Source organism: Streptomyces sp. NBC_01571 (assembly GCF_026339875.1).
Classification (GTDB): domain Bacteria; phylum Actinomycetota; class Actinomycetes; order Streptomycetales; family Streptomycetaceae; genus Streptomyces.
The window spans coordinates 9,472,672-9,496,443 of record NZ_JAPEPZ010000001.1 but is presented as its reverse complement, the minus strand read 5'-3'; the positions used below and the strand labels follow the sequence as shown (position 1 = coordinate 9,496,443).

Below are 23,772 nucleotides of genomic sequence, written 5' to 3'. Positions count from 1 at the left end.
GTCACATATTGTCAGCGGGCACTCTCGGGAGCCGCCTTGGCGAGTTCGGCGGTGAACTGCGCTCCGGCGAGCAGGGCGAGGTTGGACAGCCACAGCCAGACCAGGAAGACCACCACACCGGCCAGCGAGCCGTACAGCCTGCTGTAGTTGCTCAGTGCCGAGGCGTACAGGGCGAAGCCCGCGGAGACCGTGAGCCACAGGCCGGCGGCCAGGACTCCCCCGGGCAGGCTGAGACTCCGCCTGCGGGCGGGAGGGGGGCCCGCGTGGAAGACGACGACCACCAGCACCACCACGAGACACAGCAGCAGCGGCCAGCGCAGCAGGTTCCAGGCCACGGCCGCCGTGGTGTCGAGTCCCAAGGCATGCCCCAGCGCCTCGGCGACGGGCCCGGTCAGGAGCAGCAGGAGGGCGCTGACCACCAGCAGGCCGAGCAGCGTGAGGGCGGTCAGCACGATGCGGTGCGCCGTGCGCCAGGCGGAACGCGAGTCCTTGACCTGGTGCATGCGGTGCAAGGCGCGGCGGAACACGGCGAGATAGCTGATGGCCGACCACAGCGCGCTCGCGGAACCCGTGACGAGCAGGGTCCAGGCGGCCGAACGTTCGCGCAGGGTCCCGGCCAGGACACCGTGCAGTTCGGCACCGGACTGCGCGGGCGCGTGGGAGGTGACGTGCTCGGTGAACTGCTCCGCGGTGTCCGGACTGATCAGACCGAACGCGATGACCATGGCCAGCAGGGCGGGGAGCACGGTCAGGATCGCGTAGTAGGTCAGCGCCGCCGCCCAGTCGGAGACGTCGTCGTTCCACATCGACACCGGTGTGCGGCGCAGCGCCGGCCACCAGGCGGCGGGTGGCCGGAACGCGGGCGGGCGGGCCGCCCGGAGGGGGCCGGCGTCGGCGAGGCCGTCCGGACGGGGGTCAGCGGACATGAGGGCTCCGGTGCGCGTGGGCGCTGAAGTGCGCCCGGGTGACGAGACGGTACGGGGTCACGGCCTGCGTGATCCGGTCGGCCGCCGAGCGGGGCTGTTCCATCAGCCTTCGTCTTCCTCTCCGAGTCCGTGCGCCGTCGCCACCGGGGCGGGTGGCCACGACCCCTCGGCCTCGGGTCGCGTCGGCCGCCCCACCGGCTCCGTGCGCGGCACGATCCTGTCCCGCGGGGCGCGTCGTGGCCGCGAGCCGCCGAGAACCCGGCGGGTCGCGGCGGTGACGTCGGCGTGGGCGGTGTGCCCGGTCACCCTCCTTCTCCACCTCTCCCCCGGTCGACCGCCGGGTACGAGCTCACTCGGGACCCGGCTTCGGCCTTGACCCGCGGCCCACGTTCGCCGCGGGATCCGTGACGCGGATTCACGGTCTGTTTCCGTGCCTCCGTCCGTACGGCCGTCCCGTGCCTCTTTCCGTGTGCCCCCGAATTCCCATGTGCCCGCGAAACCCGGAAGCGATCACCGCATCCGCGGTCGCCCGTACCGCGTGCCGGGACACGGCCCGCCGGTGTCCGACGGGCGGAACCGACGGAAGGGAGCCCGGGCCGCGTGTCCCCCTACCGCACGACGAGGAGCGGGTGACGGCGGAGGTCGGCCGTACCCAGGCGAACCCGGCTAGGCTCCCTGGTCGGAGCACATCCGCCGCCCGGTCGAGCAGGGCCGCGGCAGGGCAGGACGGAGAGACACACGGTGACGGACGGCGCGGCCGGGACCGGGAAACGCGCGGCGAAGGACCAGGCGCTGTACCGGAAGGTGGCGGCGGACCTGGGCCGGGAGATCGGCGAGGGCAGATACGGCTCCGGCGGACGGCTGCCCGCCGAGGGCGAGCTGGCCGAACGGTACGGCGTCTCCCGGGGCACGGTCCGTCAGGCGATGGCCCTGCTGCGGGCCGAGGGGCTGGTCGCCTCGCGGCGCGGTACCCGACGGGTCGTGATCGGGATGCCCCGGCCGCAGAGTTTCGGCGAACTGCTCAGCTTCACCCGCTGGGCACGCTCGATGGGCGAGGAACCCGGCGGCCTGATGATCGCCACGGAGACCCGGCCCGCCGACGCGACCGAGTGCGCACAACTGCGCCTTGCCGAGGGAACCGAGGTCCACCACGTACGTCGGCTTCGTACGCTGTCGGGCCGGCCCGCGATGGTGGAGCGCACCGTCTTCCCGCCGGCCGTCGGTGAACTGGTCGCCGAACTGCCGCCGGACACCGTGTCGTACACGGTGGCCCTGGAGGAACGGGGTGTGCTGTTCGCGGACGCCCAGCACACCATCGACCTGTGTCCGGCCGACGCGGAGGACGCCCGGCTGCTCGGTTGCCGGCCCGGCGGCCCGTTGCTGCGCGAACGGCGGTGCAGCACGGACCCGGCAGGCACTCCGATCGAATGGTCCGACGACCGGTACCTGCCGGACACCGTGGCGTTCACCGTCCACAGTTCGGCCGCCTCCGGCTCGCTGGCCCGCCGCCCGGCCGGCGACACCTGAGCGCACCTCCGCCCGGCCGGGAGGTTCGGCGACGGACCGCCTGATCAGGCGGTCCGCAGCAGCGCGGCGAGCAGCGGCCGGAAGTGCGCGAAGTCGGGGGCCGACGCCTCGGGGTCCTTGCCCTCGTCGTCCCAGCGGCGCACCGCGACGCCGTCCGCCGCGTACGGATTCGCCTCGTACTCGGCGACCTCGGGCGCGGACATCGGACCGCCCTGCACCTGAAGGGTGTACACGGAAGCCTCGGTGAGCAGGCCGAAGTACTCGGGCTCGACCGCGCACAGGTACCGCTTCGCGGCCACGTGCAGCCGGATCGGCTCGGTGACCTCGGGACCGAACCAGTCGGCCAGGCGGTCCGCCCCGGTGTGGCTGTGCCGGTTGTCGGTGCCCGCCATCAGGTCCTCCCCGGTGATCGGGCCGTGGAAGTGGCCGACGTCGTGCAGCAGGGCGGCCGCCACCAGCGCGTCGGACGCTCCCGCCTCCTGGGCTCGCGCGGCGGCCTGCAGCATGTGCTGCGCCATCGTCACCGGCTCGCCCAGGTAGGCGCCCGCGCCCTCGCCCGCGAAGAGGTCGGACAGCCCGTCCAGGAACTCCGCACCGGCCGCGTCCCGTTCGCGGCGCAGGACGGCCAGGGTGCCGGCCAGCGCGTCGATGTCGGCGTAGGCGCCCTGCAGGTGACGGGCGCCGCTCTCCTCGAAGGCGGTGCGGGCGTGCAGCAGCCGGACGTTGTCGAAGATCAGGCAGTCGCCGGGCGCGAGCCGGAAGTCCAGCTGGAGTTCGGGGCGCAGAGTGATCTCGGCGAACTTCCGATAGGCCCGGTAGAACGCCTCCAGTTCGTCGACGGGCAGCCGCAGGGTGGACATCGAGCGGTTGTTGAAGCGCACCTCGCGGATCCGTCCGCGGCCGTCCACGTCGATCAGCGGCCGTTCGGCCTCCAGTACGGTGCGGGCGTCACCGAAACGGAACGGCACGGGGGTGCGGGTCAGGACCGCGAAGCCCTCCGGGTCCTCGGCGCGCAGCAGCGCGGCGGCCTTGAATCCGTCCACGAGACCCGAGTCACCGCCGGTCGCCGAGTTGGCCAGGCAGTGCAGCAGTTGGAGGGTGGGGACCGGGTCGCGGTACGGGTTGTCGGTGTGCGGGGTGATGCGCGAGCCGGTGAAGGCCAGGTTGTTGGGGTCCGGTTCGACCCGTACGTCGAACAGCCGCCCGTAGTTGGTCTCGCGGACGTAGCCGAAGGTCTCCGCCACCTCGAGCACCTGGCCCGCGCGGCAGGGAACGTCGCGCAGCAGGGCGAAGCCGAGCCCGAGGACCGAGTCCAGCACGCGGGCCTTGACGACCGGGTCGCCCAGGTAGTCCGCCCAGTCGGCCTCGGGCAGCAGGCCGTCCAGGTCGGCGGCGGTCCACAGTGTCTTGCCCGTCTCGCCACGCCGGTCCCCGGGGCCGTCGTCGGTACCGGTGCCGGGCCGGTTGTCCGTCAGCCACCGCGTGGAGTACTCCGAGCGGTGGCCGTCGGGTGCCCAGTCGACCTCGACGCCGTCGGCGGTGCGCCGGACCGCGCCGAGCGCGAGGCCGGCGGGCAGCTCGGTGATCTGGAACAGCTTCTGGCCGTTGCGCGGGTCCCGGCACCGGGCGCAGGCGCAGTTGTCCCGCAGCCACATGAGCGGCATGTCCTCCACGACGGGTTCCTCGGCCGACGGCCGGGTGACTGATGGTGACTTGGTCATCACTCTCTCCCTAAGTTGTATAGCCAACTTTATCGATGCCGTGAAGGTCTCAGTCGCAGTTGAGCGGGGGGTGACGCGCGGCTTGCGCGTGGATGAACGAGCAGGCGAGGGCATCCGGCGACCGGACGGGGGACGAGTGACGTTTCTCCGGTGAACCGCTTGCGCCATTGGGGTGAGCAAAGCCCGCCCAAGGGGAGGGCCCCGTATCGATATAGAGATCCTTTTGTCTTGGCAAAGGGGTGTCGTGTCGCGACGGCCCGTTCCGCCCGCCATGTTCAACCCCCAGGAAGGAACCGGACGTTGACTTACGGGAAGAGGCTGAGGGAGCAGATCGCCGGACCGGGGACCACTCCGCTGATCGGCGTGCACGACATGTACTCGGCGTCGATCGCGGCCGAGCACTACGACGGGATGTTCGTCTCCGGCTTCGGTTTCGCGGCCTCGTACTACGGGCTGCCGGACATCGGATTCATCGCCTGGCCGGACATGGTGGCGTTCGTCCAGCGGCTGCGGGGCGCGTTCCCCCGGCACCATCTGCTGGTGGACATCGACGACGGGTACGTCGATCCCGAGGTCGCCTGTCATGTGGTGGAGGGACTGGAGCGGATCGGGGCGTCGGGGGTGATCCTGGAGGACCAGAAGCGGCCGCGCCGGTGCGGCCACGCCGACGGCAAGCAGGTGCTGCCGCTGTCCGAGTACCTCGCGAAGCTGGAGATGGTGCTGGCGACCCGGCAGGACATGGTCGTGGTGGCCCGCACGGACGCGACCGACGAGAACGACATCCTGCACCGGGCCGAGACGCTCGCCGCGACCGGCGCGGACGTGGTGCTCGTCGACGGCGTGCGCAGCGTGGAATGGATCCGGAGGATCCGCAAGGTGGTCGGTGACAAGCCGCTGCTCTTCAACCAGATCGCGGGCGGCAAGTCGCCCCGGCTCTCCCTGAGCGAGCTGTCCGAACTCGGCGTGGACGTCGCCATCTACAGCACACCGTGTCTGTTCGCGGCCCACCAGGCGATGCACTCCGCGCTCGCCGACCTCCGGGCGGCGGACGGCCGGCTCCCGGTGGTGGACACGACGAACGGTGTCGGCGTCGCGACCGCCACCCAGCTGCTGGAGCGCAACATCGCGCGCCTTCGGCCTGAGCCCCAGGGCGTGGGCGCGTGACACCGCCGTGCGTCCCGTCACGGCGGCTGGGCACGGCCTCCGTACTGGCCGTGGCCCTGCTGGGTGCCGTGGCGGCACCGGCGGCCGCGGGCGACATCTTCATCACCGTGCTCGACAACTCGCACGCCGACTCGATCCTCGAGGTGGACCGGGCCGCGAACGTCCAGCAGGGCAGTGGAACGGCCGGCAGCGACCACGAGGGCAGTGCCGTGGACATGGTGGAGGCCCTCGTGGCGGCGCACCAGGCCGAGGAGGGCTCGGAGGGCGACGACTGACACCGGGGATCGCGCAGGACGACGGGGGGCGCCCTCGCGACCGGTGACGCTCACGCTCCTGCCGTCCTGGGCGGGAATCGTCGGCGGCCCGGGCGGTGCCGCGCCTGCTCACGAGGGGTCGGCGAGGTCACGGAACAGGGGGCCGGGGCCGATCGGCCCTGGCGGTTCCGTGCCGCACGTGCTGTCCTGGAGAGGACGGGAAGGACCCGGGAAGGACGCGGAGAAGCGGTCGGCGGCCGTGCACCGCACAATCAGGACCCGCGAGAAGCGGGTGGGGCCCTTCCCGCCCCGGCGCCTGGCCCTGACATCCCTTCACCGGCCCCTCGCGCCCGTGGCGCGCACGGGCCGATCGGTCCCCGTTCCCAGGGCGGGCCCCACGAGGCCCCTGCCGGCCGGGACGGAACGGCCCCCGTGTGCGAACGAGGGCCGGACGGCCCCGTGATCCGTCCGGTCGGCCCCGCCACCCCTCGCTCCCCGGGCGTCACCTGGCCGTAGGCACGACGAGGAGGTGCGGCGATGCACAGGACACGGCGTACGAAGCGGTGGTGCTGGCGGTGGCGGAGCAATCCGTTGCGCCGGCACGAGGATGTCGTCGAAGCCTGGATCGTGCTGGCCGTCTGGACGGTCATCCTGGTGGGAGGCGCCCTCGTCGGTCTGGTGGCCGCCCAAACCGCCGACGCGTCCTTCGCCCGGTTGCGGCACGAACGGCACCCGGTCCCGGCCGTCCTCGTCGACAACACGGCCCGGACACTGCCGACAGGGGACGGCCCCGTCTACGACGGTGTCCGAGCGACGGTCCGCTGGACGGGTCCGGACGGCGCCACCCACACGGGCCGGACGCTGGTGAACGCCGGACACCCCGCCGGGTCGAAGGTCGTGGTCTGGCTGGATCACCAGGGACGGCTCACCACCCAGCCTCCCGATCCGGGCACGGCGTCCGCCGAGGCGGGAGCCCTCGGCACCGGTGCCGCGATCGCCTTCGGCAGCCTGGTGTTCGCCGGCGGCCGCCTCGCCCGCTGGCGGCTCGACCGGCGCCGCTACGACGAGTGGGCCCGCGCGTGGGAGCAGGTGGGACCGCGGTGGGGGCACAAGACCCCCTGACACCGAACACCCAGGGCGTACGAGGCATAGCCGACGGTAACGGAGGCGTACGGGACACCCGATGCACCCGATGCACCCGATGCACCCGATGCACCCGATGCACCCGGGGGACACCTCCCCGCGGACACCACCCCCTACTCCGCCCCTTTCGCACTCCGTCGCAGCGCGTTGCGAAAACCGGTGTTGACCGCCAACAGCCCCCCGTCCACGCACAGGGTGGTCCCGGTGATCCAGGACGCGTCACGGGAAGCGAGGAAGGCGACGGCGGCGGCGACGTCGTCCGGCTCTCCGACCCGCCCCAGCGGGTAGAGCTCCGCGGCCACGGCGAGGTCGTCGTCGCGCCCCTCCCACGCCGTGGTGCGGACCGTCCCCGGCGCGACCATGTTGACGCGTACCCCCCGGGGCGCGGCGTGACCGGCGAGCGTGCGGGTCAGGGACATGAGCCCCGCCTTCGCGGCGCTGTAGGCGTGGTTGCCGAAGTCCTGGATGCCGTTCACGGAGCCGATATGGACGATCGCGCCGCGGCCGGAGGCCACCAGGTGCGGGAGCGCCGCGCGGGAGCACCGGTAGGCGCCGGTCAGGGTGAGGTCGAGGTCGTGGGCCCACACCTCGTCCGGCTCGTCCTCGAAGAGCGGCTCGTCGGGGGTGCATCCGTAGGCGTTGTTGACCAGGACGTCCAGTGAGCCGAAGGTGTGGGCGGCGTGCTCCACGGCTCGCTCGACGGACGCGCGGTCACCCACGTCGCAGACGTACGCCTCGGCCCGCCCGCCCGCCTCGCGGATGGAAGCGGCCGTCTTCTCCGCCGCGGGCAGGTCCACGTCGGCGAGGAGCACCTGGGCACCCTCGTCGGCGAACCGGCGGGCGGTGGCCGCCCCGATGCCGCGGGCCGCGCCCGTGATCACAACCCCGTGTCCTTCGAAGCGCCTCATGGCAGTCGTGGCAGTCATGGCAGCGAAGGTACTGCCGTGGTCGTCGTGCGGACAGACGCCGTGCGCCCACCGGAGACCCGCCGGTGAGGCGCTCCTGCTCCCGGGCATCCCGGCCGTGGTGGAGAAGGCCCGCGCGTCGACCGTCCTCGTGATGGAGATGGAGCGGTTCGGGCGGGAGCGGCCCCGTACTCCCGGGGCACATGGCAGGCCCTCCCGGAACGCCGGCGCGGGGGTGTCAGCGATAGGTCTCGACGACCGCCTGGGCGTCGGGGCCGCCACCGTCGCCCACCCCGTCGGTCCCGTCCGCCGGTCCGTCCGCGTCCTGGACCTCGACCATGTAGCGCCAGGCGTCCGGGCGGCTGCCGTCGCGGTCGGTGAAGCCGTACACCCGGGCGAGCTGCCCGCTGGAGAGCGACTGCCCGTTCCAGCGCGCGACGCCCGGGTCTGCGGCCAGCGCGGCCACGGCACGGCCGACGTAGAACGGCGTCTCGGAGATGCCGAAGTGCGGCACACGCTCCGTCGCGTCGCGCCAGTTCTCCTCGGTGACACCGAAGGTCTCGAGCATGATCTCGGAGCGCAGCCACCCCGGGGTGAGCGCGACCGCGGTGGCGCCGCGCGGGCCCAGTTCGTGTCCCAGCGCGAACGCCATGCGCAGGACCGACGCCTTGGCGAGGTCGTAGAAGAAGGAGACGCGATAGGTGTCCCGGTTGTACTCCGCGGTGCCGTCGGTCATCTCGACGACGAGGCCGCCGGGGTGGCGCAGCAGCAGGGGAAGCGCGTGGTGGCTGGTGACGGCGTGCGTCTCGACGGCCAGCCGGAGCAGCCGCAGTCCGTTGTCGAGGTCGTGCTCCCAGACCGGGGCGTCCCACGCGAAGAGCTTCTCGCCGCCCCAGATGTCGTTGACCAGGACATCGAGCCGGCCCTGTTCGTCGTCGACGCGTGCGATCAGGGCCTCGACCTGCACGGGGTCGAGGTGGTCGGTGGGCACGGCGACACCGACACCACCCGCCGCGTCCACCAGCTCCGCGGTGTCCTCGATCGTCTCGGGGCGGTCGTACTCCGAGCGCCGTTCGCGGGTGCTGCGCCCGGTCACGTAGACGGTGGCGCCGGCCGCGCCGAGTTCCACGGCGATCCCCCGCCCCGCTCCCCGGGTGGCGCCCGCGACCAGTGCGACCTTGCCTTCCAGCGGCCCTGACATGTCCGACCTCCATGTTCGTACGTTCTTGCGTTCGTACGGGTTCGCAGTGCCCAGCGGTGGCTTCACCGATGGGTCGCTACGAGCGTGACGTGGAAGCCGGACATCTTCTGTCAGGTTTCGGGCGCGTCCGCGTCAGTGGCCGCGCGCGATCCACTCCTCCAGGTGCGGCGCCTCGGCGCCGATGGTGGTCGAGTCGCCGTGCCCGGTGCGGACGACGGTGTCGCCCGGCAGGCCGAGCAGACGCTCACGGATCGACGTGACGATGGTCGGGAAGTCCGAGTAGGAGCGGCCGGTGGCTCCCGGACCGCCCTGGAAGAGGGTGTCGCCGGTGAACACCGTGCCGAGCCCCGCGTCGTAGAGGCACACCGCGCCGGGGGCGTGGCCGGGCGTGTGCAGGACGGTCAGATCGGCGCCTGCCGCCTCGATCACCTGCCCGTCCTGCAGCCAGGCGTCGGGCAGCCGGTCGGGATGGGTCTGCTTCCACAGCGGCAGGTCGTCCGGGTGGAGCCAGATCGTGGCGCCGGTGCGCTCGGCGAGGGCGGGCGCGGCGTCGATGTGGTCGTTGTGGGCGTGGGTGCACACGATGGCCAGCAGCCGCCGGTCGCCCACCGCCTCGGCGATGGCGTCGGCGTCGTGCGCGGCGTCGATGACGATCGCCTCGTGGTCGTCCCCGACGATCCACACATTGTTGTCGACGTCCCAGGTGCCGCCGTCGAGGGAGAAGGTGCCCGAGGTGACGAGGTGTTCGATGCGCGCGGTCATCAGAACATCACCACCGAGCGCAGCACGTCGCCGTGGTGCATCCGCTCGAAGGCGGCCTCGATCTCGTCCAGCGCGATCGTCTCGCTCACGAACGCCTCCAGGTCCAGGCGACCCTGGAGGTGCAGGTCGATCAGCATCGGGAAGTCGCGGGACGGCAGGCAGTCGCCGTACCAGGACGACTTGAGGGCTCCCCCGCGTCCGAAGACGTCGAGCAGCGGCAGCTCCAGCTTCATCTCCGGGGTCGGGACGCCCACCAGTACGACCGTGCCCGCGAGGTCACGGGCGTAGAACGCCTGCTTGTACGTCTCGGGGCGGCCGACCGCGTCGATGACGACGTCGGCGCCGAAGCCCCCGGTCAGCTCCTGGATCGCCGCGACGGGGTCGGTCGAGGTGGAGTTGACGGTGTGCGTCGCGCCGAGCTTCGAGGCGGTGGTCAGCTTCCGGTCGTCGATGTCGACGGCGATGATCTTCGCGGCGCCGGCCAGCCTGGCCCCCGCGATCGCCGCGTCGCCGACGCCTCCGCAGCCGATGACGGCCACGGAGTCGCCCCGGCCGACGTTTCCGGTGTTGATGGCGGCGCCGATCCCCGCCATCACACCGCAGCCGAGCAGTCCGGCGACCGCCGGGGAGACGGCCGGGTCGACCTTGGTGCACTGTCCGGCGGCGACGAGGGTCTTCTCGGCGAAGGCGCCGATGCCCAGGGCCGGGGACAGCTCGGTGCCGTCCGTGAGGGTCATCTTCTGCTTGGCGTTGTGGGTGTTGAAGCAGTACCAGGGCCGCCCGCGCAGACAGGCCCGGCACTGCCCGCACACGGCCCGCCAGTTGAGGATCACGAAGTCGCCGGGTGCGACCTCCGTGACCCCGTCGCCGACCGACTCCACGACGCCCGCGGCCTCGTGGCCGAGCAGGAACGGGAAGTCGTCGTTGATGCCGCCCTGCTTGTAGTGCAGGTCGGTGTGACAGACCCCGCACGCCTGGATCTTCACCACGGCCTCTCCCGGCCCCGGATCAGGCACGACGATGGTCTCCACGCGCACCGGTTCGTTCTTGCCCGGGGCGATCACGCCACGTACTTCCTGCGCCATGGTGGCGAACCCTTCCGTAGATCGACGTTCGTCGACCGACCCTACGGTGTGACCGACCGGTAGCAGGCCAGGTGGTCTTCGGTCGCCTCGGTCGACGTGTGCCGGGCCGCCCGCCTCCGGTCTCGCGGGAGCGTCATGACGTGCGCCGAACAGGGCCCGGCGGACGCCCTGTTCCGCATGCTCGACGGCCGCCCGGCCGCCCGGCGCGAGGTTCCCTCCGGGCGGCGCCGATGCGTGGCCGGTCCACCTTGTACGGGGGGGCCGACCGGTGCCCGTACGGTGCCGGCGCCGACGTAGCCTGAGGCGTCCTCATCCCTTCCCGCAAGGAGCGCCGTGACCATCGCAGGGACGCAAGCCGAACCACCCGCCTGGCGGCTGCTTCTCGGATACGTACGCCCGCACCGGTGGGCGCTGTTCGCGGGCGCCCTGCTGGCGCTGACGACCGGTGGCACCGGTCTGCTGCTGCCGCTGGTGGCGCGCGGGCTCATCGACGACCTGTCGCACGACCGGCCCATCGGGCGGGCGCTGCTCGGCATGGCGGCGCTCGTGGTCACCAACGCGGCGGTGGGCGCGCTGGGTTCGTACGTGCTGCGGCGCACCGCCGAGTCGGTGGTGCTCGGCGCGCGGCGCGCCCTGTCGTCCTATCTGCTGCGGCTGCGCATACCGGCCGTGGACCGCAGCGAGCCCGGCGACCTGATGGCCCGCATCACCTCCGACACGACACTGCTGCGCGAGGTCACCACCGACTCGCTCGTGGGCATCGGCACCGGTGGCCTCACGCTCGTCGCGACGGTGGTGATGATGGGGCTGGTCGACGTGGTGCTGCTCGGTGTCACCCTCGGGGTGATCCTGTGCGCGGGAACGGTGCTCGGCCTGATCGTGCCGCGCATCAACCGGGCCAGCAAGCAGGCGCAGGACGCGGTCGGTGTGATGGGCGCCGCGCTGGAGCGGATCCTCGGGGCGCTGCGCACGATCAAGGCGTCCGGAGCCGAGCACCGCGAGGAGCAGACCATCCACGCGGCGGCCGAGGAGTCCTGGCGGCAGAGCGTGCGGGCCGCCAAGTGGTCGGCGGCGGCGGGCAACACGGCGGGGCTCGCGATGCAGATCGCCTTCATCACGGTGCTCGCGGTGGGCGGCGCCCGGGTGGCGACCGGCGCCATCGGCGTCGGCACCCTGGTCGCCTTCCTTCTCTACGTCTTCTACCTCATGTCGCCGATCCAGCAGGTCGTCGGCGCGATCACGCAGTACCAGACCGGCGCCGCGGCGCTCGCCCGGATCCAGGAGGCGCTGCGGCTGCCCGCGGAACCGGCCGCGCTTCCCGCGCCCCTGCCGACGCCCGGCTCCGCGCCTGCCTCGCTCGCCTTCGACGACGTCCGCTTCCGGTACGCCGACGATCTGCAGTACGTCCATCACGGCGTGACGTTCGCCGTACCGGCCCGGGGCATGACGGCCTTCGTCGGCCCCTCGGGCGCGGGCAAGACCACCGTGTTCTCGCTCATCGAGCGTTTCTACGACCCCGAGGCCGGCGTCATCACGGTGGACGGCCGTCCACTGGAGGACTGGAACCTGTCGCAGCTCAGGTCCGCCATCGGATACGTGGAGCAGGACGCCCCGGTCCTGTCGGGTTCCCTGCGGGACAACCTGCTGCTGGGCAACCCGGAGGCCGACGAGGCGGAGCTGACCCGGGTGGTGAGGACGACGCGTCTGGACGGGCTGGTGGCCCGGCTGCCGCGTGGTCTCGACACGCTGGTCGGGCACCGTGGCACCAAGCTGTCGGGTGGTGAACGCCAGCGTGTCGCGATCGGCCGCGCCCTGCTGCGCCGCCCCCGCCTGCTGCTCCTCGACGAGGCGACCTCGCAGCTCGACGCCGTGAACGAGGCCGCGCTGCGGGACACGGTCGCCGATGTGGCGCGGACGACCACGGTCCTCGTCGTCGCGCACCGGCTGTCCACCGTCACGATGGCCGACCGCATCGTCGTCATGGACGCGGGCCGGGTGCGGGCGGTGGGAACCCACCGGGAACTCGTGGCGGGAGACCCCCTCTACGCGGAACTGGCCGCCACGCAGTTCCTCGCCACGACGGGCTGAGGCTCCGCGCGTCGTCCGGGGGCGCCCGCGAGACGCAGAACGCTTCACCGGGCGAACACGGGCGGGCGCGACCCTGCCCCCGGCACGCGTGCCGGGGGCAGGGTGTGGGGGGCTCGGCCGGCGGCTCAGGCCCCGATGCCCGGGAGCAACCCGGTGACGGGGGCGGCCAGGTCGGTGAGCTGGTGCAGCTGGTTCAGGTCGTTCAGGTGGTTGAGCCCGGCCAGCTGGTTGGAGATCCGCGGGATGTCGTTCTGCTGCTCGGCCGGGAGGCCGCTCGTCGCGAGCGTGTCGAGCTGGGTGATCGGGTTCAGCCGTCCCGCGTCCGGGGCCTCGGGGGCGGCCGCGGAGGCCATCGGCGCGGCGAGGCCCGTGACACCGACGGCGAGACCAACGGCGGCGACCATACGTCGTGTTGAGATCATGCCTTCAGCAACGGCACCGGACCCCGCCCGGTCACGGCCGGACCCCGCCGCTCACCCGAGAGGCTCATCGTGCGGGCTGGGCTTGCCGTGAGCTGTGCGGCGGAGGAGTCTCGGAGGAGAGGCCCCTCGCGGCCCGCTCCTCACCGGGCCGCGGCCCTTCGAGGAGGTCATTCATGGGCACCATGGCAGGCCCCGCCTTCGACACGGAAGCGCTGCGCCGCGGAATCGAAGGACACGACCCGGCGGAAATGCTGGCGCTGTACGCGGACGACGCGGAGATACGGATCGTCGACCGCAACACGCAGCCGAGTCACCCGATGGTGAAACACGGTCGTGGCGAGATCGCCGACATGCTGAACGACGTCTACAGCCGGGACATGATCCACAAGCTCGAACAGTGTGTCATCCAGGGCGACCACGTCGCCTTCACCGAGTCCTGCCTCTACCCGGACGGCGTGCGGGTACTGGCCAGCTCGATGATGTCGCTGCGGGACGGCAAGATCGTCGAACACACGCTGCTGCAGGCATGGGACGAGTAGGGAGGAACTGGCCGAAGGTCCAGGTGTCCTCCCGTCTGACCTGGACCTTCTCGGCCAAGGTGGCTATGGGGCGGTCGGGGTCGCCCCGGACTCGGCGGCCACGACGAGTTTCCGCAGCAGGTCTGCGAGTGTCCGCTTCTCTGCTGCGGTCAGCACTGCGAGCAGCGCGTTCTCACCCTCGTCCTCCGACACCGCGTGCTGTTCGAACGCGGCGTATCCGGCCTCGGTGAGCCGTACCTCCACCCGCCGTCGGTCGGTCGCCTCGTGCGTACGGGTGATCAGTCCCGCGTCCTCCAGTGGGGCGAGCCGCGCCGACAGCGCGCCGCGGGTCAGTCCGAGCAGGTCGGCGAGGCGCGACGGGCTCGCCGCGTACGGCGGGCCGGTCCTGCGCAGCATCAGGAGCACCTTGAACTGCCAGTGCCGCAGTCCGTCCGAGTCGAGGGTGCCCCGGCGGGCCTGCGCGGCGTGCCGGGCCAGGATCGCGAGCCGGACGAAGATCTCCTCCTTGACCGGGTCCATCCAGTCGAGTTCCTTCGACCAGAGCGCCACGTGCCGGTCGACGGAGTCCCCGTTCGAGGACTGCCGCCCGATGTGCTCCCCCACGCCCACCTCCGAAAGTGGTTTTCTTGTGGATAGTTTTTCTGATTACTACCTTCCTCGCCATGACGAACACCACGGGCAACGCCGTCGGAGCGGTCGTGTCGACCGACGAACTCATCGCAGCAGCACGTGAGTTGAGGATCGCAGGACGATGGGAGCGGGCGACGGCCCTGCTGGACTCCGCCGAGGTGACCGATGCCCGGGCCCGCGTCCGGCTCGCCGTCGCCGCCGCCGAAGTCGCACTGGAGAGCGACTGGTTCTGCGGGACCGGTCTGGCGGCGGCCAGGCTCGCGGCCGCTGAGGGAACGGCCGAAGAGGCGGCCGAGGAGCCCACCGAGGACATCGCCGGCGCGTCACCCCTCGTCAGTCGTTGGGACCTGGACTTCCTGCGGCTGCGTCACGGCTACCGGCAACAACTGCACGTCGACGGCGTGTTCCGGGCCGGACCCGACGGCAAGGACCCGGCGGTCCTCACCTCACTGCGCGGCTTCGCCTTGGGCCTGCGGGACCGGGCCCCGGACACCGTCCGCCGCGGCTGGGCGGAGATGTACCTGGGTCTCATCGCCGACAACCTCTTCGCCGAACGGGAGTTCGCGCCCTCGCACTACGAAGCGGCCCTGCTTGCGGGCGAGTTCGGCGACGACCTCCTGTCCCGCGAGGCGCTGCGACACCTCGGCGATCACGATCACGACACCGGCGACCACGTACGGGCCCTGGAACGCTGGACCCGGGCGACCGAGCTCGGCGCCCGGGCCGGAACCGTCCCCGGCACCCTCTCGCAGCAACTGCTCCTGGCGGTCCTGGCCCGCGACACGGGTGACGACGCCGGGGCCGCGGCACTGGCCCGTGAGGTCGCCCGCTGGGCACGAGCCGTAGGCGCCGTGACCGTCGCGGCGCAGGCCGAGGCGTTCCTGGCCGGGACCGACCCGACGGCGCCGCCCACGGCCGGCGAGCGCGGCCGCTGATCGCAACGGCGACGGCGGCCGTCACCCCGGCGACGTAGACGTCGCGCCCGTCCGTGCACGGGCGCCGCTGATCACGCCGATGCCGGGAGGTGCCGGCCCGACGACGGGCGCGGTGCCCGCGCGGACCGCCACAGGCGCCGGACGCCGTCTCGGACGTCCGGGGCCTGCACTCAGCGCATCCACGCCTTGTACGACATCACGTCCCCGGACCGGACGCCGAACTCCGCGTCGTCCTTGGTGACGGTGTCCTCCAGGCCGAGTACGGCGCCGGTCACCGGATTCAGGATCAGCATCCGGCGCACGGCGTGCGCGGTGTCGTCGTACACGTACGCCTGTCCCGGGCGGCCCAGCCGGTCGGTGACCGCGCCGGCCGGACGCAGCCCCTTCGCGTCGGCGAGGAGACGGACCACTGCCGCGTTCTCGCGTGAACCGAGGGTCCAGTTGTCCAGCAACTCACCGACTGCGTCGAGGAGTTGGGACGTTCCCAGCGGTCCGGTGCGGTCGAGTTCGTCGAGGTAGGCGCGCAGCCGCCCGGTGTCGTGCGGCGGGGTGGCCTGAGGCGGGGCATCGCTCCAGCTGGGCGGGAAGGTCCGCCTGCTGAGGACATGACCGTCCTCGACGGTGCGCGGGACGGGGTCGGCTCCGCTGATGACGGGGCGGCCCGGCCGGCGCGGGTCGGTGGCCACGACCAGTTCTGTGGAGCTGCCGTCCGGCTGCCAGCGGACCACACGTTCCTCGGGCACCGTGACCGCCCGCCCGGCGCCGGAGCCCGCGGTCATGCTCAGGCTCCAGGTCTGCGCGTGGGTCCCCTGGCGCAGCCGCTGGGAGCGGTCGGCGGCCGCCCGTGCGGCGATCCGGCCGAGAGAAACGGGGGTGGAGCCGGACTCGATCTGCAGGGGTCGGGGCGCGGCCACCGCGGGAGTGGTCGCCGAGCCCGACAGCAGAAGCGTCAGGACGACCACGCCGACGGCGGCAGCGGACCCGACGCTCAGGGCCCAGCGGCGCAGCCGGCGGGGACGCCCGCTGTGCAGCAGCCGGTTGAGGCGGCGCTCGGCGTGCTGGTCGAGCGGCCGGTCGTGGAAGCGGCCGTCGTCGGACGGTACCGGGTTGGCGCGGCGCAGGAGGTCGAGTTCATCAGCCATGGCCGTGCTCCTTCGGGGTGTCGTGGCGGGACGTCGCGGTGCCGGGGGCAACGGCGAGGTGCGGACGGTCGATCTCGGCTCTGAGCCGGCGGCGGGCGCGGTGCAGGCGCATCGCCGCGGCGCGGGTGCCGCAGCCGAGGGCGACGGCGACCTCGTCGACGCCGAGTTCCTCCCAGGCCGTGAGGCGCAGTATTTCCTGGTCCGCCGGTGAGAGCCGGGCCAGTGCCTCGTGCACCCAGTCGCCCGGCGACCCGGAGTCGGGGCTTTCGACCACCTGTCTGCCGTGCGCGCTCTCGTCGTTGCCGAGCCGGTCGAGGAGTCTGCGGCGCCGCCCGTAACCGCGTACGACGTTGGCCAGGCAGTGGCGTGCCACCCCGTAGAGCCAGGGAAGCGGGGACGGCGGAAGGTCGGACCGGCGCCGCCAGGCGACGGTGAAGACCTCCGCCACCACCTCCTCCACGTCACTGCTCCGGCCGTCCAGTCGCCTCGCCACGTAGCGGCTGACCGCCCAGTAGTGCTCGCGATAGGCAGCGGCGAAGGTCTCGTCGTTGCTCATGATCCCTATGTGTCCGGCAGTCCTTCGAACGTCACAGCCGCCGGTGTGACGCTCGTCGCTTCCCTCAAGTGTGACCGGGGCCCCGGCGCCGGACACAGGCGGGGCATGGAGAGCACCACTGTCACGACGCCGCCCGCAGCCGTTCCCGGGCGTCCGCGTCGTCCCGGAAAGGCCGCGGTGAAGTGGCTGACCACCACGGACCACAAGACGATCGGCACGCTGTACCTGGTCACGGCGTTCGGCTTCTTCTGCATCGGCGGGGTGATGGCGCTGCTGATGCGCGCCGAGCTGGCCCGGCCGGGACTGCAGATCATGTCGAACGAGCAGTTCAACCAGGCGTTCACGATGCACGGCACGATCATGCTGCTGATGTTCGCGACGCCGCTGTTCGCCGGCTTCGCGAACTGGATCATGCCGCTGCAGATCGGCGCGCCCGACGTGGCGTTCCCGCGGCTGAACATGTTCGCCTACTGGCTGTATCTCTTCGGCTCGCTGATCGCGGTGGGTGGCTTCCTCACTCCGCAGGGTGCGGCCGACTTCGGCTGGTTCGCCTACGCGCCGCTGTCGGACGCGGTCCGTTCGCCGGGCGTCGGCGCCGACATGTGGATCATGGGGCTCGCCTTCTCCGGCTTCGGCACGATCCTCGGCTCGGTCAACTTCATCACCACGATCATCTGCATGCGCGCTCCCGGCATGACGATGTTCCGGATGCCGATCTTCGTGTGGAACGTGCTGCTCACGGGGGTACTGGTGCTGCTGGCCTTCCCTGTCCTGGCCGCGGCCCTGTTCGCGCTGGAGGCGGACCGCAAGTTCGGCGCCCATGTCTTCGACGCGTCGAACGGCGGGGCGCTCCTGTGGCAGCACCTCTTCTGGTTCTTCGGCCATCCGGAGGTGTACATCATCGCGCTGCCGTTCTTCGGAATCATCTCCGAGGTCATCCCGGTGTTCTCGCGCAAGCCGATGTTCGGTTACATGGGCCTGATCGGCGCGACCATCGCGATCGCGGGTCTGTCCGTGACCGTGTGGGCGCACCACATGTACGTCACCGGTGGCGTGCTGCTCCCGTTCTTCTCCTTCATGACGTTCCTCATCGCCGTACCGACAGGCGTGAAGTTCTTCAACTGGATCGGAACGATGTGGAAGGGCTCGCTGTCCTTCGAGACACCGATGCTCTGGGCCACCGGGTTCCTCATCACCTTCGTCTTCGGCGGTCTGACGGGAGTGATGCTCGCGTCGCCGCCGATGGACTTCCCCGTCTCGGACAGTTACTTCGTGGTGGCGCACTTCCACTACGTGATCTTCGGCACCGTGGTGTTCGCGATGTTCTCCGGCTTCCACTTCTGGTGGCCGAAGTTCACGGGCAAGATGCTCGACGAACGCCTCGGCAAGATCACCTTCTGGACGCTGTTCGTGGGCTTCCACGGCACGTTCCTTGTCCAGCACTGGCTGGGCGCCAACGGCATGCAGCGCCGCATCCCCGACTACCTGGCGGTGGAGGGTCTGACCACCCTCAACACGGTGTCGACCATCTTCTCCTTCCTGCTCGGCAGCTCCCTCCTGCCGTTCTTCTACAACATCTGGAAGACCGCCAAGTACGGCCAGAAGGTCGAGGTCGACGACCCCTGGGGGTACGGCCGTTCACTGGAGTGGGCCACGTCCTGCCCGCCGCCGCGCCACAACTTCCTCACCCTGCCGCGGATCCGCAGCGAATCCCCGGCGTTCGACCTGCACCACCCGGAGATCGGCGCCGCGCGCCCGCAACTGGAGACGGCGCGCGAGGACCTGCGATGACGGCCATGGACGACCGCCCGCTCGATCCGCGGGCCCTCATCAGTGAGGTGGAGGGCCATCTGCTCATCGAGGCCTCACGCGCCGAGGGGCGGGCGGAGGCGGTTCGCTTCGCCCGGTCGCTGGCCTGGCTGACGGACACCCAGCGGGAGGAGGTGGAGGAGTCCTACGTGGACGACTACCTGGAACTCACGCGCCGTTCCTGGGAACGGACGGCACGGCGCGGCCGGGAGCTGCGGGCCGAGTACGAGGCGGCGTACCGGGCGCTGCGGCTGCGGCTGTGCACCGCGTTCCTGCTCGGCGCGGTCGTCGTGGCCCTGGTGACCCTCACCTCGGTGAGCGCGTGCTGACCGGTGGGACGGCCGGTGACGCGGGAAGCGGGTGGTGCGCGGCTCGGGGGCGGTCTATTCGACCTCGGCCCAGTCGAGGGTCCGCTGCACCGCCTTCTTCCATCCCGCGTACCCCTCCTCGCGCCGGTCGTCGGACCACTGGGGCTCCCAGCGCCTGGACTCCTGCCAGTGGGTGCGCAGTTCGTCGGTGTTCTGCCAGAAGCCGGTGGCCAGGCCCGCCGCGTAGGCCGCGCCGAGCGCGGTGGTCTCGGCGACGACCGGGCGGCTGACCGGTACGCCGAGGACGTCGGCCTGGATCTGCATGCACAGGTCGTTGGCGGTCACACCGCCGTCGACCTTGAGCACGTCGAGGTGGACCCCGGAGTCCTGTTCCATGGCCTCGACGACGTCACGGCTCTGGTAGCAGATGGCCTCCAGGGTGGCCCGGGCCAGGTGTCCGTTGTCGTTGTACCGGGCGAGGCCGACGATCGCGCCGCGGGCGTCGGAGCGCCAGTAGGGGGCGAACAGACCCGAGAACGCGGGGACGAAGTACACGCCCCCGTTGTCCTCGACCGTACGGGCCAGCGTCTCGCTCTCCGCCGCGTCCTTGATGATCTTCATCTGGTCGCGCAGCCACTGCACCGCGGACCCGGTGACCGCGATGGAGCCCTCCAGGGCGTAGACCGCCGGGCTGTCGCCGAACTGGTAGGCCACGGTGGTGAGGAGGCCGTGCTGCGAACGGACCGGTTCCGTACCGGTGTTGAGGACCAGGAAGTTGCCGGTGCCGTAGGTGTTCTTGGCCTCGCCCGGGGCGTAGCAGACCTGTCCCACGGTGGCCGCCTGCTGGTCGCCGAGCACCCCGGCGACGGGGACGGCGGCCTGCAGGGGCCGCGAGGTGCGCGTCACCCCGTACGCCTCCCGGTGGGACGAGGGATTGATGGTGGGCAGCATCGTCCGCGGGATGTCGAAGAATCCCAGCAGTTCGTCGTCCCAGTCGAGGGTCTCCAGGTCCATCAGCATGGTGCGGCTGGCGTTGGTCACGTCGGTGGCGTGGATGCCTCCGTGGGGGCCGCCGGTGAGGTTCCACAGGACCCAGCAGTCCGTGTTGCCGAAGACGGCGTGTCCCTTCTCCGCCGCCTCACGGACGCCGTCCACGTTCTCCAGGATCCACTGGATCTTGCTGCCGGAGAAGTAGGTCGCCGGCGGCAGGCCCGCCCTGCGGCGGATGACGTCGCCCCGGCCCGAGCGTTCCAGGGCCGCGGCGATCGAGTCGGTGCGGGTGTCCTGCCAGACGATGGCGTTGTAGTAGGGACGGCCGTTGCGCGGGTCCCAGACGACGGTGGTCTCGCGCTGGTTGGTGATGCCGATCGCCGCCAGGTCGGTCGCGGACACGTTCCCGGCCCGCAGCGCGTTCTCCATCACCGACTCGGTGCGCTCCCAGATCTCCACCGGGTCGTGCTCGACCCACCCCGAGCGCGGAAGGATCTGGGTGTGCTCCAGCTGGTGCTTCGCCACCTCGTTGCCCGCGTGGTCGAAGATCATGAACCGGGTACTGGTGGTCCCCTGGTCCACGGCGCCGACGAGATCAGCCATGGTGCCGCCTTCTGCGTAGGGGTCAGCCCTCGGAGGCCTGGGCCCGGCCGGGGGGCTCGGGCTCCGCCGAAGGCAGGAACCGTCCGACGACGCCCTTGTACAGCGCCCCGCCGAGCAGACCGCCGACCAGCGGGCCGACGATCGGCACCCAGAAGTAGAAGTTTCCGTACTGATCCCGCCATGCACTGCGATACCCGGTGAGGAAACTGGCCAGCCGGGGACCGAAGTCGCGCGCGGGGTTGATGGCGTAACCCGCGTTGGTGCCCCAGGCCATACCGATGCCCACGACGACCAGACCGGTGATGAACGCGCCCAGGTTGGCGCCGGGGGGTGTGTTGAGCAGGTCCGTGATGGCCAGGATCAGGAGCAGCAGCAGGGCGGTGCCGATGACCTGGTCGCGAAACGCGCCCCACTCGTGGACCGGCAGGTTCGGGTTTCCGTTGGCGGGCAGCGTGGAGAACACCGTCTGCGTCTTGAAGGTGTGGCCGGGGTCGGCCTTCGCCAGTGCCTCGGTGTAGTTCCAGCGGACGAGCAGCGCCGCCACGAAGGCGCCGGCGGTCTGGGCGAACGCGTACGGCGCCACCTTGCGCCAGGGGAATCCCTTGAAGGTGGCCAGCGTCACCGTCACCGCGGGGTTGAGGTGGGCGCCACTGAGGCGGGCCGCGACGTAGACACCCATGGTGACACCGATGCCCCACCCCCAGGAGATGCTGTCGTGGTCGCCGAGTCCGCCCGGTGGGGTCGTGAGCGCGCCGCCGGCAACCACCTGCGCCACCACGGCGCATCCGAAGAGGATCAGCACCATGGTGCCGACGAATTCGGCGGCCATCTCGCCGACCAGGCCCAGCCTGTCGAACCGCTCCCTCATGCAAGCCCGCTTCCCGCCGGCTCACGACCGGCCGTCGACTGCCCGAGCTTTCCCGGCATCAGCATAGATCGATCATGAGACAACCGCATTTACAGGCAGATATCAGGCGTCACGGATGGTCACCTCGCCGGGCGAGGGGCCACGGCGGTGTTCCACCGGCGTCGTCAGGTGGCGGGCCGGCCGGCCGTCGCCGCCCATGAGGTCAGTTCGGAGCGGGCCGCGCTCAACAGGCCGGCGGACGGCGCCGTGGCCCCGTTCGTGACGAGCGCGTAGTGCGGAGTCCCCGCGGCGCCCGGCGCGGTGAGCAGCAGGCGGCGGGCGCCGGTGCCGCCCGGCTCGGGGGCCACGGCGATCGGCGTGCTCGTGGTGTAGGCGGGCGGGGAGTACGCCGTGCCGAGGTCGGACACCACCGTCGTGGCCGAGGTGGCGAAGGACGCCGGGAGATGGAGTTCCGTGGGTGCGGTGCCGCCGTCCGAGCGCCAGACCAGCAGGCCGTACCGGCCCGGTCCCACGAGCTGGGAGACATGGGGCAGGGTGGACGGGACCGGGTTCCAGGTCAGGGTGGTGGAGCCGTCCCGGGATCGGTCCTCGTAGGTGAAGGCGAGCGTGGTGCCGGCTGTCGCGCTCGGGTAGAGCCGGTCCAGGAGGCGGGCGTCCTGGCGCAGGACGGCCGTTCCGGAGTCGTCGAGGCGTACGGCGGACAGGTCCTCGTCGTTCCAGGCGTCACCGGAGGTGCGGACCTTGCTCGCGTTGCCGTTCATCAGCTCGTGATGGCGGCCGCTGTAGAGGTCCCACTGCCACTGGGTACCGGAGAGGACCGGCCCCGAGGCCGCCGGCCGGGACCACCAACCGGCCCCTGGCAGCCGGGAGTCGAGAGCCTGGTACATCGCCTTGAGGACCGTCGGGGCCTTGTCCGCGACCGTTCCCGACAACGGGTGGCCGAACTCGCTGACGATCGCCGTCGTCCCCGCCGCCGCGGCACGGTCACGCACCGTGGAGAAGTCGGTGGCGTACTGGCCGTCCCCCGCCTTGCCCCACATCAGGATGCCGGAGATCGCCTTCTGGTCGTAGAAGTGGGTGTTGAACACATACCGGGGGCCCAGAGGACCCGCGTCGAGCAGGCCGCCCTCCTGCTTCTGGGAGTCGATGTCGGCGTTCCAGAAGAGGTTCGGTTCGACGAAGGCGGGCTTGTCCTGCCAGCCTGCCGCGTCCATGCGGGCCCGGAAGCGTACGTAGAACGGCCAGAGCAGGTCACGTTCCCAGCCGCGGCTGGTCTGGCCCGAGTCGTAGCTGCCCGCGTACGGCTCGTTGAACGGGTCGAAGCCGACGACGCCCGCGAACTCGGCCGTTGTGAGGTGCTGTTCCACGTAGGCGAGGGTGGCCTGGGCCGTGGCCAGGAAGGCGTCCTGGAGGCCGTGGGCGTTGTGCCAGAAGTCGTACTGCGCCTGTTTCACCGCCCCGTTCTGGGTGATGTTCTGGCCCCAGAAGAGGCAGATCCCGCACGACTCACCCGGGTAGTTCCCCGCGTCCACGGCCCACTCGGGAGCGCCGTCGCCGGTGTACCAACTGCCCGGGTCGAAGAGGTGCAGGGAGTAGAGGTCCTGGTGGAAGTCGGGGTACACACGGATTCCGGCGTCCAGGAAGGCGCGCATCTGGTCGGTGGCCGCGGCGAGGTAGGCGGTGTCGACCTGACCGCGTACGGGTTCGGCGTGGGCCCAGGAGAACAGGAAACGTACGGAGTTCCCGCCTCCGAGGGCGCGCAGGGCCGTCGCCGACTTCCTCGCGTCGGCGACCGAGGCGAAGGGGAGTCCGCTGTTCTCCTCCAGCTTCGTCTCGCCGGAGACGTTGTAGCCGCGCAGGACGACCTCACGGCCGAGGCCGTCGATGAAGCGTCCGCCGTCGACCGTGAGGGTGGCCGCGGCCGGCGCGTCGAACCACAGGGAGTCGGGAAGTCCGTCCGCGGCGGCGGGTTGCACGCCCGCCACCGAGAAGCAGCCGGTGAGGAGTACGAGGACGCCGAGCAGACGCGCACGCAACTTCGCCATGTCCATAACAATTGCGCGGGTGGGGAGAGCGGTCAATACATCTGACTCATGAGTAAGTCTCAGCTCCGCGCGACCGGCCGTCGTGTCGTCGTGTCGTCGTGTCGTCGAGGGGAGCCGACGGTCTTCTCCGATCTGAGCGTGCCAGGATG

The 23,772-nt window shown here is 71.4% G+C and carries 22 protein-coding genes; 9 read left to right on the top strand and 13 right to left on the bottom strand.

The window, feature by feature from the left end; all coding sequences use genetic code 11:
- Positions 1–11: 11 nt before the first annotated feature.
- Positions 12–926 (bottom strand): YihY/virulence factor BrkB family protein, encoded by a 915-nt coding sequence (locus OHB41_RS42390; protein WP_451289665.1) that lies wholly within the window; start codon positions 924–926, stop codon positions 12–14.
- Positions 927–1,667: 741 nt separating this feature from the next.
- On the opposite strand from OHB41_RS42390, the gene OHB41_RS42385 reads away from it, so the two are divergent.
- Entirely contained in the window at positions 1,668–2,453 is a 786-nt protein-coding gene (locus OHB41_RS42385; RefSeq protein WP_266705337.1) for a GntR family transcriptional regulator, read from the top strand.
- A gap of 44 nt (positions 2,454–2,497) precedes the next feature.
- Here the strand turns inward: OHB41_RS42385 and tmpA are convergent, their stop codons facing one another.
- On the bottom strand, positions 2,498–4,174 hold the full coding sequence (gene tmpA, locus OHB41_RS42380) for a 2-trimethylaminoethylphosphonate dioxygenase (protein ID WP_266705335.1): 1,677 nt from the start codon (positions 4,172–4,174) through the stop codon (positions 2,498–2,500).
- A gap of 300 nt (positions 4,175–4,474) precedes the next feature.
- Between tmpA and OHB41_RS42375 the strand changes: the two genes are divergently transcribed.
- The 3 genes from OHB41_RS42375 to OHB41_RS42365 all read left to right on the top strand — a co-directional run bounded on the left by OHB41_RS42375 (position 4,475) and on the right by OHB41_RS42365 (position 6,714).
- Entirely contained in the window at positions 4,475–5,338 is an 864-nt protein-coding gene (locus OHB41_RS42375) for an isocitrate lyase/PEP mutase family protein (protein WP_266705333.1), read from the top strand.
- Positions 5,335–5,613: a hypothetical protein gene (locus OHB41_RS42370; RefSeq protein ID WP_266705331.1), complete on the top strand. Its 279-nt coding sequence runs from the start codon at positions 5,335–5,337 to the stop codon at positions 5,611–5,613. The genes OHB41_RS42375 and OHB41_RS42370 overlap by 4 nt, the downstream gene beginning before the upstream one ends.
- A 516-nt stretch (positions 5,614–6,129) precedes the next feature.
- Entirely contained in the window at positions 6,130–6,714 is a 585-nt protein-coding gene (locus OHB41_RS42365; RefSeq protein ID WP_266705329.1) for an Rv1733c family protein, read from the top strand.
- A 134-nt stretch (positions 6,715–6,848) separates the two neighbouring features.
- On the opposite strand, the gene OHB41_RS42360 is transcribed toward OHB41_RS42365, so the two are convergent.
- From OHB41_RS42360 to OHB41_RS42345, 4 genes are all read right to left on the bottom strand, one after another.
- Entirely contained in the window at positions 6,849–7,661 is an 813-nt protein-coding gene (locus OHB41_RS42360) for an SDR family NAD(P)-dependent oxidoreductase (protein WP_266705327.1), read from the bottom strand.
- A 217-nt stretch (positions 7,662–7,878) separates the two neighbouring features.
- Complete coding sequence (locus OHB41_RS42355; protein ID WP_266705325.1) at positions 7,879–8,841, bottom strand: SDR family oxidoreductase; 963 nt, start codon at positions 8,839–8,841, stop codon at positions 7,879–7,881.
- Positions 8,842–8,973: 132 nt separating this feature from the next.
- Entirely contained in the window at positions 8,974–9,603 is a 630-nt protein-coding gene (locus OHB41_RS42350; protein WP_266705323.1) for an MBL fold metallo-hydrolase, read from the bottom strand.
- On the bottom strand, positions 9,603–10,688 hold the full coding sequence (locus OHB41_RS42345) for an S-(hydroxymethyl)mycothiol dehydrogenase (protein ID WP_266705321.1): 1,086 nt from the start codon (positions 10,686–10,688) through the stop codon (positions 9,603–9,605). Before OHB41_RS42345 ends, OHB41_RS42350 begins: the two co-directional genes overlap by 1 nt.
- A 333-nt stretch (positions 10,689–11,021) precedes the next feature.
- Here OHB41_RS42345 and OHB41_RS42340 point away from each other — a divergent pair, with 333 nt between their 5' ends.
- Entirely contained in the window at positions 11,022–12,776 is a 1,755-nt protein-coding gene (locus OHB41_RS42340) for an ABC transporter ATP-binding protein (protein ID WP_266705319.1), read from the top strand.
- Positions 12,777–12,901: 125 nt separating this feature from the next.
- Here OHB41_RS42340 and OHB41_RS42335 read toward each other — a convergent pair whose 3' ends face one another.
- On the bottom strand, positions 12,902–13,198 hold the full coding sequence (locus OHB41_RS42335) for a hypothetical protein (RefSeq protein WP_266705316.1): 297 nt from the start codon (positions 13,196–13,198) through the stop codon (positions 12,902–12,904).
- A gap of 173 nt (positions 13,199–13,371) precedes the next feature.
- Between OHB41_RS42335 and OHB41_RS42330 the strand changes: the two genes are divergently transcribed.
- Positions 13,372–13,737, top strand: a complete 366-nt coding sequence (locus tag OHB41_RS42330) for a nuclear transport factor 2 family protein (RefSeq protein WP_266705314.1) — start codon at positions 13,372–13,374, stop codon at positions 13,735–13,737.
- A gap of 63 nt (positions 13,738–13,800) precedes the next feature.
- Here the strand turns inward: OHB41_RS42330 and OHB41_RS42325 are convergent, their stop codons facing one another.
- Positions 13,801–14,340 (bottom strand): MarR family winged helix-turn-helix transcriptional regulator, encoded by a 540-nt coding sequence (locus tag OHB41_RS42325; protein ID WP_266705312.1) that lies wholly within the window; start codon positions 14,338–14,340, stop codon positions 13,801–13,803.
- Between the two features lie 59 nt (positions 14,341–14,399).
- Between OHB41_RS42325 and OHB41_RS42320 the strand changes: the two genes are divergently transcribed.
- The gene (locus OHB41_RS42320; RefSeq protein ID WP_266705311.1) at positions 14,400–15,302 is read left to right on the top strand and encodes a hypothetical protein; all 903 of its coding nucleotides are present in this window, start codon (positions 14,400–14,402) and stop codon (positions 15,300–15,302) included.
- A gap of 170 nt (positions 15,303–15,472) precedes the next feature.
- Here the strand turns inward: OHB41_RS42320 and OHB41_RS42310 are convergent, their stop codons facing one another.
- A complete protein-coding gene (locus OHB41_RS42310) occupies positions 15,473–16,444 on the bottom strand; it encodes a CU044_5270 family protein (protein ID WP_266705310.1) in 972 nt (323 codons plus the stop codon).
- Entirely contained in the window at positions 16,437–17,000 is a 564-nt protein-coding gene (locus tag OHB41_RS42305; RefSeq protein WP_266705308.1) for an RNA polymerase sigma factor, read from the bottom strand. Before OHB41_RS42305 ends, OHB41_RS42310 begins: the two co-directional genes overlap by 8 nt.
- A 105-nt stretch (positions 17,001–17,105) precedes the next feature.
- On the opposite strand from OHB41_RS42305, the gene ctaD reads away from it, so the two are divergent.
- Positions 17,106–18,791, top strand: a complete 1,686-nt coding sequence (gene ctaD, locus OHB41_RS42300) for an aa3-type cytochrome oxidase subunit I (protein ID WP_266705306.1) — start codon at positions 17,106–17,108, stop codon at positions 18,789–18,791.
- Complete coding sequence (locus OHB41_RS42295; RefSeq protein ID WP_266705304.1) at positions 18,788–19,138, top strand: hypothetical protein; 351 nt, start codon at positions 18,788–18,790, stop codon at positions 19,136–19,138. Before ctaD ends, OHB41_RS42295 begins: the two co-directional genes overlap by 4 nt.
- Positions 19,139–19,192: 54 nt before the next feature.
- On the opposite strand, the gene glpK is transcribed toward OHB41_RS42295, so the two are convergent.
- The 3 genes from glpK to OHB41_RS42280 form a co-directional block, all read right to left on the bottom strand.
- Positions 19,193–20,710 (bottom strand): glycerol kinase GlpK, encoded by a 1,518-nt coding sequence (gene glpK / locus OHB41_RS42290; RefSeq protein WP_266705302.1) that lies wholly within the window; start codon positions 20,708–20,710, stop codon positions 19,193–19,195.
- 22 nt (positions 20,711–20,732) lie between these two features.
- Complete coding sequence (locus tag OHB41_RS42285) at positions 20,733–21,578, bottom strand: MIP/aquaporin family protein (protein ID WP_266705300.1); 846 nt, start codon at positions 21,576–21,578, stop codon at positions 20,733–20,735.
- 164 nt (positions 21,579–21,742) lie between these two features.
- Positions 21,743–23,629 (bottom strand): glycoside hydrolase family 5 protein, encoded by a 1,887-nt coding sequence (locus OHB41_RS42280; protein ID WP_266705298.1) that lies wholly within the window; start codon positions 23,627–23,629, stop codon positions 21,743–21,745.
- Between the last annotated feature and the right edge of the window lie 143 nt (positions 23,630–23,772).

Bases quoted from the DNA above. Each gene is read 5' to 3' on its own strand.
- OHB41_RS42390 (WP_451289665.1), bottom strand. From the start codon at position 926: ATGTCCGCTGACCCCCGTCCGGACGGCCTCGCCGACGCCGGCCCCCTC.
- tmpA (WP_266705335.1), bottom strand. From the start codon at position 4,174: ATGACCAAGTCACCATCAGTCACCCGGCCGTCGGCCGAGGAACCCGTC.
- OHB41_RS42365 (WP_266705329.1), top strand. From the start codon at position 6,130: ATGCACAGGACACGGCGTACGAAGCGGTGGTGCTGGCGGTGGCGGAGC.
- OHB41_RS42360 (WP_266705327.1), bottom strand. From the start codon at position 7,661: ATGACTGCCACGACTGCCATGAGGCGCTTCGAAGGACACGGGGTTGTG.
- OHB41_RS42355 (WP_266705325.1), bottom strand. From the start codon at position 8,841: ATGTCAGGGCCGCTGGAAGGCAAGGTCGCACTGGTCGCGGGCGCCACC.
- OHB41_RS42350 (WP_266705323.1), bottom strand. From the start codon at position 9,603: ATGACCGCGCGCATCGAACACCTCGTCACCTCGGGCACCTTCTCCCTC.
- OHB41_RS42345 (WP_266705321.1), bottom strand. From the start codon at position 10,688: ATGGCGCAGGAAGTACGTGGCGTGATCGCCCCGGGCAAGAACGAACCG.
- OHB41_RS42335 (WP_266705316.1), bottom strand. From the start codon at position 13,198: ATGATCTCAACACGACGTATGGTCGCCGCCGTTGGTCTCGCCGTCGGT.
- OHB41_RS42330 (WP_266705314.1), top strand. From the start codon at position 13,372: ATGGGCACCATGGCAGGCCCCGCCTTCGACACGGAAGCGCTGCGCCGC.
- OHB41_RS42320 (WP_266705311.1), top strand. From the start codon at position 14,400: ATGACGAACACCACGGGCAACGCCGTCGGAGCGGTCGTGTCGACCGAC.
- OHB41_RS42310 (WP_266705310.1), bottom strand. From the start codon at position 16,444: ATGGCTGATGAACTCGACCTCCTGCGCCGCGCCAACCCGGTACCGTCC.
- OHB41_RS42305 (WP_266705308.1), bottom strand. From the start codon at position 17,000: ATGAGCAACGACGAGACCTTCGCCGCTGCCTATCGCGAGCACTACTGG.
- ctaD (WP_266705306.1), top strand. From the start codon at position 17,106: ATGGAGAGCACCACTGTCACGACGCCGCCCGCAGCCGTTCCCGGGCGT.
- OHB41_RS42295 (WP_266705304.1), top strand. From the start codon at position 18,788: ATGACGGCCATGGACGACCGCCCGCTCGATCCGCGGGCCCTCATCAGT.
- glpK (WP_266705302.1), bottom strand. From the start codon at position 20,710: ATGGCTGATCTCGTCGGCGCCGTGGACCAGGGGACCACCAGTACCCGG.
- OHB41_RS42285 (WP_266705300.1), bottom strand. From the start codon at position 21,578: ATGAGGGAGCGGTTCGACAGGCTGGGCCTGGTCGGCGAGATGGCCGCC.
- OHB41_RS42280 (WP_266705298.1), bottom strand. From the start codon at position 23,629: ATGGACATGGCGAAGTTGCGTGCGCGTCTGCTCGGCGTCCTCGTACTC.